The following is a 13,341-nucleotide window of genomic DNA, read 5'->3' as shown; positions in this document are numbered from 1 at the left end:
ATGTGCATAAGGTGCGGTGGTGGAAACGCACACCGTGAGCCTGAGTCAAGCCCTGGAGCACACCAGGACCGGCGACATCTGGCTGTTCCGCGGGCATTCCGGACCCGACCGGGCAATCCAGACGATGTCGAACAGCCCCGTCAACCACGTCGGGATGACGGTCGCGATCGAGGATCTGCCGCCGCTGATGTGGCACGCCGAACTCGGCGACAAGCTGACCGACGTCTGGACCGCGACCAACCACCGTGGCGTGCAGCTCAACGACGCACGCGAAGCCGTCGAACGATGGCTGACCCGCTACGGGCAACGCTGCTGGTTTCGGCAGATGACCCCCGAAGTCGACCGTGATCAGGAGAACCGGTTGCTGCGTGTCATCGCCCGAATGGACGGCACGCCGTTTCCGTCGACGACCCGGCTCACCCTGCGGTGGTTACGCGGTCAGCTTCCGACCAGATACGACTGGGTGCGGGGACTTCCCTGGATCGACGCGAAGGTTCGCGAATCGACGCGACGGCGCCGGGCCGAACAGCGACAGGGCGGCTTCGAATCCGCCTACTGCGCCGAGACGGTTGCGGTCACCTACGAGGAGATGGGCCTGATCGAGACCGAGAAGCGCACGAATTGGTTTGACCCCGGCCGATTCTGGAGCGGCGACGACCTGCCGCTGATCGCTCCCTATCGACTGGGCAGTGAGATCGCCGTCGTCGCCGACTGATCGCCGTCGGCGGAGCTTCGCGCCTATCTGCGCCGCTGGGTCGGCCCGGCGCTCTCACACCCCGAACTTGGCCCGCGCGTCGTCGGTGACCGGGGTGAAGAGGTTGACGAGATTGCCGTCAGGGTCACGGAATAGCAGCGCGCGGTTACCCCACGGCATCGTCGTCGGCGCCGTCACGATCTCCCCCACGTCTGCCCGCAGTCGCTCGTACTCGGCATCCACGTCGTCGACCAGGAACTCGATGATCGCGCTCCGGTTGGCTGCCGGCTCGGCCGACCCCGCTCCGAACAACGGGACGGTCTTCTCGCTGCCGATGGCCAAAGTCCCGATCGGCGTAGGAATCTCGGCGAAAAGCTCGTTACCCCAGACGGCGGCCGCGCCGGACACCTTTTCGTAGAACGTGACCAGCCGCGGGACGTTGGCGGTGATGAGCCGGGTCGATACGAATTTCATGGCGACGATGTTAGGCGCGGCCTACGACAAGCAGCTCAGATCGGAGTCCAGACGGCGTTGTTCCAGAATCCCCATGCTCGGGCGGTCATGTTCCACATCACCTGGGCGCCCGGGGCCCACGGTGGCGGCGAGGGCTGGGCGGGTGCCCATACCGGTGGAACACCCCACGGCCCGTTGCCCATCGGACCGCCCCGGCCCGGCGAGCGTTGCCAGTCGTGGCAGCGGTTCCAGTCCCAGTCGTAGATGCTGCCCCAGCCCGGATCCCAGGCCTGCCCGGGGCACCAGTGATAGCTCGGGGCGGCCTGCGCGTTGCCGCCGGACAGCATGGCCAGCGCCGCGCCCAGCAGCAGGCCCGCCGCCGCGTGCTTCATGATCGCCACCCCCAGAGTGTGCCCTAGGCCTGCTCGGCTCAGGCGCTAAACCGTACGTCTGGCGGGGGGTGGTACCCAGCCCTGCAGCGCGCGCCGGCCGATCAGCTGGCAATTGTGGGTGAAGGCCAACTTTTTGGCGGCGTCGGTGAATTCCTGGTTGCTGATCACGATGCTTTTCGCGCAGTCGTGGTGACGGGCGCCGGAGACCACCTGCTGGACGGCCGCGACGCCCACCGGCTTGCTCAGCCGCTTGCACTGCACCGCGACCGACCTGTCCTCGCGCCGGGCTATCAGGTCGACCCCGTAGTCGCCACTGGCCGCGGTGAAGGTGACCCGCCAGCCGGCCCGCTGCAGGCGGCTCGCGACGTAGTCCTCGAAGTCGGTTCCGCTCATCGCGTCGATCGCCGTCATGCCGTCGCCGGTCCGTCGGCGTTCTGCCGACAACAGCACGGCCAGAAGCAAACCCACGCCCGCACCGGCCAGGCCCACCTCGACGCTGCGCCCGACGAGGCCCGCGAAAAGTCCGAAGTAGACCGGAAGAAACAGGTAGGTGATCTTCATCTCGCGCCGATCCTAAGGAAGGCCACCGACATTCGCGCGCGGCCGGCCCGGGTTGTGCGTATTCGCTGACGCGCAGTGACTTTCGCCAACACACGTTCCTCAACCGCATTCTCGTTGCGCGCAAAGGCTATTGATAACGGGCTCACATTCTGAGGGCCAATCCGAATGTGAGGCGATTGCACCACGATTTTGCAGTTCTCGTCCGCGACACCACGGCATGCCTCACGATCGTTTCATCATCGTTGCCAGGAAAGGTCGAGCAATGAACATACGTCGAATCGTCATGAGTGTGACTGCCGCGGCGCTGGTGTCAGGCGGACTGGGATGCTTCGGTCCCGGCGGAGTCAGCGCGCAGGCGCGGCCAGGTCTTCCGGCTCCCACGGACGACAACGGTTGGGGTCCGGCCCACCACTGGTGTCCCGGCGAAGAACCGCGGCCGGTAACCGGCAATCACGTCACCGATCCGCTGATGTGGGACTGGAACGTCTGCCACACCTACTACTTCCTGTGGCCAGGGATGGGCAACGTCTCGAGTCTCATCTGGGACGGTGACAACCCGCCACCCAGGCCCGGTACACCGCCGGGCGTCTACTGCGACCCCGAAACCTTCAGGAATTGCCGCATCGACACCCACCCCTAGACCGAGAATTCGGGCTTCGCTCCGGGCTTCCCGCGTTAGTCTTTGCCGATGATCGCGGGCGATCGGGCGCCTGACTTCACCCTCTACGACCACACCGGTCGGCCTCGGACCCTGTCCGCGCTGCTCTCCGGTGGACCGGTTGCGCTGTTCTTCTTCCCGTTGGCGTCCTCGCCCATCTGTACCGCTCAGGCCTGTCATTTCCGCAATCTGAGCGACGAATTCACCCGGGTGGGCGCGCAGCGGGTCGGCATCAGCACCGACACCGTCGACCGGCAGGCCCACTTCGCCCGGCAGCGTTCGTTCGACTATCCGCTGCTCTCCGACGCCGACAGTGTGGTGTCGGAGCTGTTCGGGGTGCGTCGCGGCAGGCTCGCGCGGTTGCGTAGGTCCGTCCTCGCGCGGCAGGGTGGGCGCGGCCGGCACAAGCGCCGTCGTGGCGTGCTCGCCCGACTACTGCCGGTCAGGCGAGTCACATTCGTCATCGACACCGACCGCACGGTGCTGAAGGTGATCTCCAACGAGGTGCGGGCGTCGGTGCACGCCGACGAGGCCTTGCAGTTCCTACGGCGCCACCAGACGCAGCGGCCACCGCGCGACAGCGGCTGGCTCGACGAACCGGACAGCGCGGAAGGGCCGAGCCTGGTGCGACCCTTCACGCTGCCGACGGGCCGGATCGATTCCGGTGTCGACCTGGCACTCGACGCGCCGATCGAGGCTCTCGACACCGCATCGGGGCCGCCGCGCTGGCGGAAAAACGATGTGCGCGGCCAGATCCTGACGTCGTGCGCGCAGAACCCGTCGGTCGCCGAGATCGCCTCCACGCTGTCGCTGCCGCTCGGCGCGACCCGATATCTCGTCGATGACCTTGCGGCGCAAGGGTATCTGCGAGTGCATTCCCCGCTCGGCGACGCCATGCCGCTCGACGACCGACGTGAACTGATCGAACGGACGCTGCGCGGCCTGCGGGCGCTGCGACCCAGTTCCTAGACCCCTGCGGGGTAGGCGTTGAGCAATGCCTCCCACAGCTCGGTCATGGTGAGCGTCGGAATCTCGTTGATGGTCGTCATCCCGTCGACTGTCGTTGTGGCCGAGGCGATTTGTTCCGCCGACAGACCGAGGTAAGCCTCGTGGAGTTGCATGCCCAAGAAGATGTCCTGCCACGACGTACCGAGCGAGCCGGGATCCGCCCACGCGTCCCCGTCGATGTTGTAGATCTCGGTCGGGAACAGGTCGGTGGGAACACCGAGCGGGTTGGCCCCGAGCATGACGAAACGCAAAGCGTCGCTGGGGATTCCGTCATCGGACAGCTGCTCCTGGGCGAGTGCGGCGATGGCGGCGCTCTGTGAGTAGGTAAAAATGGTCAGCGGGTCGGAGCACACGCCGGACGCGTCGCATCCCATATTGCCGGCTTCGTAGTCGGCCATGATCGCATTGATGAGGATCTGCTGGCCTTCCGCCACACTGGTCTCGTAGTCAGTGGTCTGCGGGGTGGTCAACGCAATGGTCGTCGCGGTATCGCCGTCGTATCCATTCGGGAAGAGGTAGAGGTTCATTGCGGCGCTGATGTAGGCGGCATTCGGTGTCGGAACCCCGGTGGCGCCCAGGATGAGAGCGTGCGTTGATCCCTCCAGGAAGTCGGGATCGTCCAGCAGTGCGCCGGCACCGTCCTCCACGCTGGGCGTACCGAACAGCCAACTGAAGGCGCTGCTCCAGTCGCCCAGCCAATTCGTGGTGGTGTCGGCAGCGCCAGAGGTCGATCCGGACCACCAGTCGCCGGTCAAGGCGGTCCACCAGTCGGTGCCATTGTCGGCGTTTGCCGGCGCGGCCAATGCAATACCCGCGCCGCATAAAGCTGCGCCCAGAATCATTTTCTTCATCGGTCCCCCTCGGTTTCAAGAACACTGATGGTGTGTCGCCGCGTCGAACTGCACGGCTGCTGCTGCCTGCCCGACACACCCCCGCGGATGCCGATAAAATTCTCAGGTGGGGTTAAGTTATCGCTTAAGTTTTGTGCGAGTAAAGCGAATTGAAATTAAACTCGCGGACTTTTTTGAATAGCGAATCGATGCTGGCAGAAGCATTTTTCGTTCATGGAATAACGTTCGCCACCTGGGCAAACGATGAATAACACCCTTTCACCGGCTATCGAATCAGACCTGAGATCCGAGATTTTGGACTGCACGACCGATCAATGGAATTATCGGCCGGAAACCGTAGGTATCCGCTGGGTTGAAAATCATCGGAAACGAGGCTCGGCGCGTGTTCGGTTATTTGCTGCGTTGACCCGAAATTAGGCCTTGTTGCAGCTCGATCGGCGTGCAGGGCGCGTCGAGCGATGGTCAACGGATCGAGTATCGGCGTTCGATTCCGGCAGTGACCCTGCCCCATTCGCTATCGGCAACGCGGGCACGATGCGCATCGAAAGCCGATCTGTCGAGAAATCGCTCGTCGACCTGCCAGACGTAGTCGTCGTCGGTCTGGTGAACCTCGAATGAGATACATCCCGGCTCGGCACGCGTCAGGTCGATGTGTCGCGGCAAATGTCGTTGGACAACGGCCACCTCGTCATCACTGGCGCAGAGGAGAACCCCGCTGAGCACGACCTGGGGTGTCAACTCGTCCTCGCCGGTCACAGTCGCCGACATATCTGCTCGGCGCACTCGGTGGGAGTGAGGTGCGTGGTGTCGACGACGTCGGCCTCCGCGTGCAGCCAGGTGCGGGCCGCTTCCGCGTATGCATCCAGATGCGCGTGACGGAACGCCGAGGAGCCGAGAAGGGTATCGCTGTCGATGCGCTCGCGCAGGGTCTCGTCATCGGCATGAAGGACGAAGTGCCGCAACGGGACTCCGTAGAGCGCGAGGCCGGAGCTGATCTCGAGCCAGTACTGCTCGACCAGCACGGTCATCGGCATCACCAACGTGCCCCCGGTGTAGTCGAGTACGTGACGAGCGGTCTCGACGACAAGTGGCCGCCACGGGGGCCAGTGCTGGAAATTGTCAGTCTCGGGCAGACCCGGCTGGATGTCCATCAGCGTCTGGCCGACTTTCTCGGCGTCGAACACCCGGGAGTCCGGGATCAGTGGCTGCAGAAGCGCACTCGTCGTCGTCTTCCCTACACCGTGGGTGCCGTTGAGCCATACGATCACAAGCCGCAACGCTAGCAATCGTCGCGCACGTCGACCTCAGACGTTGAAGCGGAACTCGACCACGTCGCCGTCGGCCATCACGGTCACGTCGACTCCTAGTCAGTCTTCTTTCCAGGGCTCAGCCGCATAACTGGGATCGTCCGCGCTTCGCCGCTTCGCTTGTCGTGCAACGCGAACACGTGGTTGAGCCGGTCAACGGCAAGCTCGTACAGTTGGTCGCGGTCGGCTCCGACAGCCTCTTCAGCCACGAACGAGCCGCCCCGAGGTCCGATGTACAACTCACATTCGGGGTGAGCCCGCAGATTGTGAAACCACGACGGATGCTTCGCACCACCGTAATTCGACGCAATCAGGATCACGTCATCACCGTCAGTGAAATAGGTGAGCGGAACCTCTCGGCGTTCGCCGCTGCGAGCACCCACCGACGTCAACACCACCATCGGCAGATTCACGCTCAGCTTCAACCGTCCACGGGACGCTTTGATCACCGATGCCTCGATGGGCACCGTGACCCTCCGGGTGAAAGCCAACGCAGCCTTGCTGGTGATGATGGGCCCACCCAGCCACCACCACATTCGTCGTCGCCACGGCCCGCGATTCCGCAACTCAACGCGCGGTATCCCTTGAATCGTGTCCGCCGGCGCCATCGGCCGAGTTTAGAACCCAAGGTCGCAAATTCGCCGGGGTCCTCGCTTTCGAGCTACACGTTGAACCGGGGTTCCGCCACGTCGCCGTCGCCGGCCACCTTCTACCGGAGGTCGATGTATTCGATGTAAGCAATACCCTCGATCGCTTTGCCTCGAAAGCTTCCCGCGTAGTCGTAGCTGCCTACGAATCCGGCTCCCAGCCCATACACCCAATCCCCGTGGCATCGTCCGGTGATGCTGATGACCTCGGCCCCACCGAGATAGGCCGACCACGTCAGCGTGGCTGGCAGTCGCATTTCGTGCCCGCTCGGCGTGGTTCGCGGCTCCGGCTCGTATTCCTCGACGTCGAATCTGGTATCGAGCAACTCGCTCCCGTAGTCGTCCAGGCCGCGAACCCACGTCGCGTAAATCAGTTCAATGCCGCCTGCACCCAACACCTTTGACGTCAAAACCTGTGTGCGCTCGTCGATGTTCAGCACGTGGTAGGTAAAGAACGGCACCGGCAGATTGGGGGTGCCGGGAACCGGGATCGAGTGAAGCCCCACGCCGCTGGCGTATTCGAGCGTGCACAACCCAGCTACTGGACGGCCGCCGACGGCTCCGTCGTACCGACACAGGAGGCTCCAGTGCGTGTACAGACCGCCGGGGAGGTCGACGAAGTACGTGACCTTGTCCGTTGCCCGGATGTCGAGGTCCACCAAGACGTCATGGTGGAACCGACGAAGGCGGAAGTCCGGATAAGTGCCCTCGATGGTCAGATCGTCTCCGAAGCGAACGAGGCTGCCGTCTGGGCGAATTTCGCAGTCCCGGGCGATCGAATAGGTGTGCAAACCCTCGCCGCGCATGGCAGCGGTGGCCGACACCATGTAAGCGGTGTCGCTCGCGCTGGTGACAATCGCGTGATCGTTCGAGAAGATCGCGATTCCGGGCGTCCCGATGATCGACATCACCCCGAACGTTCGATGCGGCTCGGGAAGATCCGGCACCATCACGCCGTAGTGCACCCAACTCGACCGCAGACCGCCGGGAGGCGTCAACTGGGTACGCGGGTCGAACGGACGGCCGATTCGCCGACGGTTCCGGTTGAGGCGCTGGGCGAGCGCAGACACCGCCGATGCGATCATGGCGCAGACCCTACTGGCTCGCCCTCTTCGCCTTGAGGCGTTGCAACGAAACTCGATGGGGCTAGGTCATTCGCGATTACCCGCCCTCCCAAAGTGGGGAGGGGATCGGTAAGAACCCCTATCGTCACTGCTTGCTAGTAGACGGAATTCGACCACGTCCCCGTCGGCTCTCAAGCCCGACGTGAAGATTGGACATCATCTGCTAGCTGCGCGCCAGTCCCTGGTCCCGGAGCTCGGACTCGCCTCACCAACCGCCACGCTAGCAATCGTCGCGCACGTCGACCTCAGACGTTGAAGCGGAACTCGACCACGTCGCCGTCGGCCATCACGTAGTCCTTGCCCTCCATGCGCACTTTGCCGGCTGATTTGGCCGACGCCATCGAACCGGCGGAAACAAGATCGTCGTACGACACGATTTCGGCTTTGATGAAGCCCTTCTCGAAGTCGGTGTGAATCACCCCGGCCGCCTTCGGCGCGGTGTCGCCTTGGTGAATTGTCCACGCCCGCGACTCTTTTGGCCCGGCGGTCAGATAGGTCTGCAGCTTCAGCGTGTGAAAACCGGCCCGCGCCAACGCATCCAGGCCACGCTCGGTCTGACCGATGGACTCCAGCAGCTCGGCGGCCGACTCTTCGTCCAGCTCGATCAGCTCGGATTCGATCTTGGCGTCCAAGAAGACCGCGTCGGCCGGCGCGACCAGTGCGCGGAGCTCGGACTTGCGGGCCTCGTCGGTCAGCACCGACTCGTCGGCGTTGAACACGTAGAGAAACGGCTTGGTGGTCATCAGGTTCAGCTCGCGCAGCAGCGACGCGTCGACCCCGGCCCCGAACAACGTCTTCCCCGAGTCCAGCACCGCCTCGGCGGCGACGGCCGCGTCGAGCACCGGCTTGCGCTCCTTGTTGTTGCGGGCTTCCTTCTCCAGCCGCGGGACGGCCTTCTCCAGCGTCTGCAGGTCGGCCAGGATCAGCTCGGTTTCGATCACCTCGATGTCGGCGCTCGGGTCGACCTTGCCGTCGACGTGCACCACGTCGTCGTCGGCGAACACCCGCACCACCTGACAGATGGCGTCGCACTCGCGGATGTTGGCCAGGAATTTGTTACCCAGACCGGCGCCCTCCGAGGCGCCTTTGACGATTCCGGCGATGTCGACGAACGTCACCGGCGCCGGCACGATCTTCTCCGAGTCGAACATCTCGGACAGCGTCGCCAGCCGCGGGTCGGGCAGCGGCACCACGCCTTCGTTCGGCTCGATGGTCGCGAATGGGTAGTTGGCGGCGACCACGTTGTTTCTGGTCAGCGCGTTGAACAGGGTCGATTTGCCGACATTCGGCAGACCCACGATTCCGAGGCTGAGGCTCACAGAGAATCAAGTGTAGGAGTGGCGCGCCCAGGTATTGCTAACGAGGTCGTTACGCGTCTTTCGACGTCCAGCCGGTACGGTCGACATGTGTCAGAACAGCGGCCCCGGTCGGCGGTGGCGGCGGATCACCGCTCGATCGTCCCCGGTATTCACGGCGTGCCGTGGTGGGCCGCAATCGTCATCGCGGTCACCGGAGTCGCGGTCGGCTTCGCGTTCGACGCGGGCTCCGGAAAAGACCTCACCATCGTCTTCGCCGGGCTGTATGTGCTCGGGTGCGTGGCCGCGGTGCTGGCCGTCGAGCAGGCCGGTGTCTTCACCGCCGTCATCCAGCCCCCGCTCATCCTGTTCGTCGCCGTTCCCGGCGCTTACTTCCTGTTCCACGGCGCCAAGTTCACCGGCGTCAAGGACCTGGTGATCAACTGCGGTTACCCGCTGATCGAGCGTTTCCCGTTGATGTTGCTCACCTCGGCGGGCGTCCTGTTGATCGGTCTGATCCGTTGGCTGCTGGGCAGGTTCGACTCCAGCGAGGCCGACGCCACCGAAGCTTCCGAGGACGGCGACAGCGCCGACAGCGGCCGCGTCGGTGTGATCGCAAAGCTGGCCGCCCTGTTCGACCGCGACTCGGCGACCGAAGAGACACCGGACCGGCCCACCCGGCCGCGCCCGCGCCGGGAGCACGCGGTGGAGCGGTCCGCCCGCCCGACCGCGGAGCGCAGGAACGGGCGGCGTCCGGCCGGGTCGACGCCTACCCGTCGTCGTCCCCCGATCGACGACGACGAGCCGACCCGAGACCGGCCCCGGCGACGCCGCCCGGCCGGCGAATTCGATGCCAGTGAGCCCCCGCGCCGAACCAGCCGGCAGCCGCGCGACCCCGAGCAGCGTGGTCGTCCGTCCCGGGAAGTCCGGCGCGACCCGGCCGCACGCCGGGCCCGATCAACCAGTCGCAGCAGCAGCCGGTTCGACGCGTACGAGCCGGCCGAGCCGTTTGACGCGCCGGCTCCGCGGCCGCGGCGTCGGCCCTCGTCGAACGGGGCCGGCTCGACCCATCACCCGATCTCACAGGTCAGGTACCGGCCGTCCGCCGGTGACGAGCCGGGCAACGAACGCCCGCGCCGACCGCGCAAACCGTCGGCCGCCTGGGATTTCGACGACCAGTAGTTCGGGCGCTTACGCGTTGCGGGCCGGCCTGATTTCCCGCGGCAGGGCGAACACCAGCGTCTCGTTGGCCGTGCTCACCGGCTGCACCACGTCGTAGCCGTGCTCGGCCAACCGCTCCAGCACGCCGCGCACCAGTACCTCGGGCACCGAGGCGCCGGATGTGACGCCCACCGTGGTGACGCCTTGCAGCCACGCCGGATCGATGTCCTCGGCGTAGTCGACCAGATATGACGCGCCGGCGCCGGCGCCCAGCGCGACTTCGACCAACCGCACCGAGTTCGACGAGTTGCGCGAACCGACGACGATCACCAGATCGCATTCCGGCGCCATCGCCTTGACCGCGACCTGACGGTTCTGTGTCGCGTAGCAGATGTCGTCGCTGGGCGGATCCTGCAGCTTCGGGAAGCGGACCCGCAGCCGCTGCACGGTCTCCATCGTCTCGTCGACCGACAAGGTGGTCTGCGACAACCAGATGACCTTGTCCTCGTCGCGCACCGTCACAGCGTCGACGGCGCCGGGCCCGTCGACCAGCTGCACGTGGTCAGGGGCCTCGCCGGCGGTCCCGACGACCTCCTCGTGGCCCTCGTGGCCGATCAGCAGGATGTCGTAGTCGGCGCGGGCGAAGCGCTTGGCCTCGTTGTGCACCTTGGTGACCAGCGGGCACGTCGCGTCGATGACCTTCAGTTGGCGCTCGGCGGCGGTGGTGTGCACGGTCGGCGCCACGCCGTGGGCGGAGAAGACCACGATGGAACCCTCGGGGACCTCGTCGGTCTCGTCGACGAAGATCGCACCGGCCTTGGCGAGGGTCTCGACGACGTGGACGTTGTGCACGATCTCGTGCCGCACGTAGACCGGCGCACCGTGCTTCTCCAGCGCGCGCTCGACGGTCTCGACGGCCCGGTCGACGCCGGCGCAGTATCCACGCGGCTCGGCCAGCAGCACCCGCTTGCCGGTGACCGACTCGGCCACCGAAGCGGTCGCGCCCGGAATGCCCATGTTCACAGTTGGTGGCATGCGACCAGGGTACTTTCCGGCGGCTGGGGCTGGCCAACTCGCGCGCTCAGCTTGGAGTTGTCCGCCGGTTAAGGCAGGCTTGACGGCATGGGTACTGCACCGTATGGGGTTCGGCTGCTGGTCGGGGCCGCGACGATGGCCGTCGAGGAGACGATTCGCCTCCCGAAAACCATCCTGATGTATCCGATGACGCTGGCCAGCACGGCCGCGCACGTCGTGATGCGCTTCCAGCAGAACGTCGCCGAACTGGTGATCAAGGGCGACGCCACCCTGGAACAGATCTTCCCGCCCAAGGACGAGCAGCCGGAGTGGGCGACGTTCGACGAGGACGTGTCCGACGACGATGACGACGAGCCGTCCGGCGTCGAATCGCGCGCCGAGGGGCGGTTCGCGCTGTACTCCTCCCCGGAATCGGGCGCGGGCGACGCCTGGGCGCGGTCAGCCGCCACGCCGACGAAGAAATCTGTCTCCGCGCCCGAGGTGGTCGAGGAACTGGATTACGAGCAGCTGACCCTGGCTCAGCTGCGGGCCAGGCTGCAAACACTCGATGTCACCGAGCTCGAAACCCTGCTGGCATACGAGGAGGCCACCAAAGGCCGCGCCCCGTTCCAGACGCTGCTTGCCAACAGGATCACGCGCGCGACGGCGAAGTGACCGGCAACCCCGCGGCGGCCCGGGCTGATCGGTCGGCCAACTCGGCCGACAATCCCTTTCCGGTTCGCGCGGTGGCGACGCGGATCGCCGCCTGGATCGACAAGCTGGGCGTGGTCTGGGTTGAGGGTCAACTCACCCAGATCAGCATCCGGCCGGGTGCCCGAACCGTCTTCATGGTGTTGCGCGATCCCGCGGCCGACATGTCGCTGAGCGTGACCGCGCCGCGCAGCCTGGTGGACAGCGCCCCGGTCAAACTCGTCGAGGGCGTGCAGGTCGTGGTCTGCGGGAAACCGAACTTCTTCACCGGCCGGGGCACTCTCACGTTGCGGCTCAGCGCGATACGCGCGGTCGGCATCGGTGAGCTGTTGGCCCGGATCGAGCGACTGCGTCAGCTGCTGGCCGCCGAGGGGTTGTTCGATCCGCGACTCAAGCGCCCGATTCCATTCCTGCCCAACATGATCGGCTTGATCACCGGCCGGGCCAGTGCGGCCGAACACGACGTGACCACCGTCGCCGCCACCCGCTGGCCGGCGGTGCAGTTCGCCGTCCGCAACACCGCAGTGCAGGGGCCGACGGCGGTGTCGCAGATCGTCAAGGCGTTGCGCGACTTGGACTCTGACCCGTCGGTGGACGTCATCGTGCTGGCCCGCGGCGGCGGCAGCGTCGAGGACCTGTTGCCGTTCTCCGACGAGACGCTGTGCCGAGCCATTGCCGCGTGTCGTACGCCGGTGGTGAGCGCGGTGGGCCACGAGCCGGACAACCCGCTGTGCGACCTGGTCGCCGATCTGCGCGCCGCCACCCCGACCGACGCCGCCAAGCGGATCGTCCCCGACACGGTCGCCGAGCAGCACTTGCTCGACGATCTGCGCCGGCGCAGCGCGCAGGCGTTGCGCAACTGGGTGGGCCGCGAGGAGCGGGTGCTCGCCCAGTTGCGCAGTCGGCCGGTGCTGGCCGAGCCGCTGGCGGCGCTGACGATGCGCGCCGACGAGATCCACCGGGCCCGGTCCGCGGTCCGCCGAGACATCAACCGCGTGATCGATGTCCAGGCCGAACGGATCGGTCACCTGTCGGCCCGGCTTGCGACACTCGGACCAGCGGCCACCCTGGCGCGGGGCTACGCCGTGGTGCAGACGATCGGCGCCGACGGTTCGGCGGCGGTGCTGCGCACTGTCGACGACGCTCCCGCGGGGAGCCGGCTGCGGGTGCGGGTCGGCGATGGCGCGATCGCGGCGACGAGTGAGGGGTCGGTCGATGGCAGGTGACGAAGTGACGCCTATTAGTCAGCTCGGATACGACGAATGCCGCGACGAACTGGTCGAGGTTGTGCGGTTGCTCGAGCAGGGTGGGCTGGACCTCGATGCGTCGCTGCAGCTCTGGGAAAGAGGCGAACAGCTGGCTAAACGCTGCGAGGAGCACTTAGCTGGGGCACGTAAGCGGGTGGCCGATACATTGGCCGCAGGCGACCCGCAGGATTCGTGAGCGCGGAGGTATTTCTCCGGCG

17 protein-coding genes are annotated in these 13,341 nt (G+C 65.9%); 7 read left to right on the top strand and 10 right to left on the bottom strand.

The window, feature by feature from the left end:
• The first annotated feature begins 34 nt into the window (after positions 1-34).
• On the top strand, positions 35-715 hold the full coding sequence (locus tag ACZYW1_RS17150; RefSeq protein ID WP_463787869.1) for a guanylate cyclase: 681 nt from the start codon (positions 35-37) through the stop codon (positions 713-715).
• Positions 716-769: 54 nt separating this feature from the next.
• Here ACZYW1_RS17150 and ACZYW1_RS17145 read toward each other — a convergent pair whose 3' ends face one another.
• Genes ACZYW1_RS17145 through ACZYW1_RS17135 form a run of 3 tightly spaced genes read right to left on the bottom strand, consistent with a single transcriptional unit; the run spans position 770 to position 2,100 of the window.
• Positions 770-1,168 (bottom strand): VOC family protein, encoded by a 399-nt coding sequence (locus tag ACZYW1_RS17145; RefSeq protein WP_463787380.1) that lies wholly within the window; start codon positions 1,166-1,168, stop codon positions 770-772.
• Positions 1,169-1,203: 35 nt separating this feature from the next.
• Positions 1,204-1,539, bottom strand: coding sequence for a hypothetical protein (locus ACZYW1_RS17140; protein ID WP_463787868.1), 336 nt, complete (start codon positions 1,537-1,539; stop codon positions 1,204-1,206).
• A 45-nt stretch (positions 1,540-1,584) separates the two neighbouring features.
• Positions 1,585-2,100 carry a restriction endonuclease gene (locus tag ACZYW1_RS17135; protein WP_463787379.1) on the bottom strand — a complete coding sequence of 172 codons (516 nt, stop codon included), beginning with the start codon at positions 2,098-2,100 and terminating at the stop codon, positions 1,585-1,587.
• 262 nt (positions 2,101-2,362) lie between these two features.
• Between ACZYW1_RS17135 and ACZYW1_RS17130 the strand changes: the two genes are divergently transcribed.
• Both ACZYW1_RS17130 and ACZYW1_RS17125 read left to right on the top strand, forming a co-directional pair.
• Complete coding sequence (locus tag ACZYW1_RS17130; RefSeq protein WP_463787378.1) at positions 2,363-2,740, top strand: hypothetical protein; 378 nt, start codon at positions 2,363-2,365, stop codon at positions 2,738-2,740.
• Between the two features lie 48 nt (positions 2,741-2,788).
• Entirely contained in the window at positions 2,789-3,727 is a 939-nt protein-coding gene (locus ACZYW1_RS17125; protein ID WP_463787377.1) for a redoxin domain-containing protein, read from the top strand.
• Here the strand turns inward: ACZYW1_RS17125 and ACZYW1_RS17120 are convergent.
• The 6 genes from ACZYW1_RS17120 to ychF form a co-directional block, all read right to left on the bottom strand.
• Positions 3,724-4,617 carry a PE-PPE domain-containing protein gene (locus ACZYW1_RS17120; protein WP_463787376.1) on the bottom strand — a complete coding sequence of 298 codons (894 nt, stop codon included), beginning with the start codon at positions 4,615-4,617 and terminating at the stop codon, positions 3,724-3,726. The genes ACZYW1_RS17125 and ACZYW1_RS17120 overlap by 4 nt on opposite strands.
• Positions 4,618-5,079: 462 nt before the next feature.
• Positions 5,080-5,385, bottom strand: coding sequence for a putative quinol monooxygenase (locus tag ACZYW1_RS17115; protein WP_463787375.1), 306 nt, complete (start codon positions 5,383-5,385; stop codon positions 5,080-5,082).
• A complete protein-coding gene (locus tag ACZYW1_RS17110) occupies positions 5,370-5,885 on the bottom strand; it encodes an ATP-binding protein (protein WP_463787373.1) in 516 nt (171 codons plus the stop codon). Before ACZYW1_RS17110 ends, ACZYW1_RS17115 begins: the two co-directional genes overlap by 16 nt.
• Positions 5,886-5,980: 95 nt before the next feature.
• On the bottom strand, positions 5,981-6,532 hold the full coding sequence (locus ACZYW1_RS17105) for a nitroreductase/quinone reductase family protein (protein WP_463787372.1): 552 nt from the start codon (positions 6,530-6,532) through the stop codon (positions 5,981-5,983).
• Between the two features lie 101 nt (positions 6,533-6,633).
• On the bottom strand, positions 6,634-7,656 hold the full coding sequence (locus ACZYW1_RS17100) for a DUF6670 family protein (RefSeq protein WP_463787371.1): 1,023 nt from the start codon (positions 7,654-7,656) through the stop codon (positions 6,634-6,636).
• A 284-nt stretch (positions 7,657-7,940) separates the two neighbouring features.
• Positions 7,941-9,014, bottom strand: a complete 1,074-nt coding sequence (gene ychF, locus ACZYW1_RS17095; RefSeq protein ID WP_463787370.1) for a redox-regulated ATPase YchF — start codon at positions 9,012-9,014, stop codon at positions 7,941-7,943.
• A gap of 87 nt (positions 9,015-9,101) precedes the next feature.
• On the opposite strand from ychF, the gene ACZYW1_RS17090 reads away from it, so the two are divergent.
• Positions 9,102-10,172: a DUF6542 domain-containing protein gene (locus tag ACZYW1_RS17090; RefSeq protein WP_463787369.1), complete on the top strand. Its 1,071-nt coding sequence runs from the start codon at positions 9,102-9,104 to the stop codon at positions 10,170-10,172.
• A gap of 9 nt (positions 10,173-10,181) precedes the next feature.
• Here ACZYW1_RS17090 and ACZYW1_RS17085 read toward each other — a convergent pair whose 3' ends face one another.
• Entirely contained in the window at positions 10,182-11,186 is a 1,005-nt protein-coding gene (locus tag ACZYW1_RS17085; RefSeq protein WP_463787368.1) for a 4-hydroxy-3-methylbut-2-enyl diphosphate reductase, read from the bottom strand.
• A gap of 87 nt (positions 11,187-11,273) precedes the next feature.
• Here ACZYW1_RS17085 and ACZYW1_RS17080 point away from each other — a divergent pair, with 87 nt between their 5' ends.
• From ACZYW1_RS17080 to ACZYW1_RS17070, 3 genes are read left to right on the top strand one after another with little or no spacing between them, the layout of a single operon-like run.
• Positions 11,274-11,840 carry a lipid droplet-associated protein gene (locus ACZYW1_RS17080; RefSeq protein WP_463787367.1) on the top strand — a complete coding sequence of 189 codons (567 nt, stop codon included), beginning with the start codon at positions 11,274-11,276 and terminating at the stop codon, positions 11,838-11,840.
• Positions 11,837-13,102: an exodeoxyribonuclease VII large subunit gene (xseA, locus tag ACZYW1_RS17075; RefSeq protein WP_463787366.1), complete on the top strand. Its 1,266-nt coding sequence runs from the start codon at positions 11,837-11,839 to the stop codon at positions 13,100-13,102. Before ACZYW1_RS17080 ends, xseA begins: the two co-directional genes overlap by 4 nt.
• Positions 13,092-13,319: an exodeoxyribonuclease VII small subunit gene (locus ACZYW1_RS17070; protein WP_463787365.1), complete on the top strand. Its 228-nt coding sequence runs from the start codon at positions 13,092-13,094 to the stop codon at positions 13,317-13,319. The genes xseA and ACZYW1_RS17070 overlap by 11 nt, the downstream gene beginning before the upstream one ends.
• Positions 13,320-13,341 lie beyond the last annotated feature (22 nt).

Source organism: Mycobacterium sp. IDUB_36 (assembly GCF_055419225.1).
Note: the sequence above shows the minus strand (reverse complement) of the source record. Positions and strands in the feature narration are given on the sequence as shown.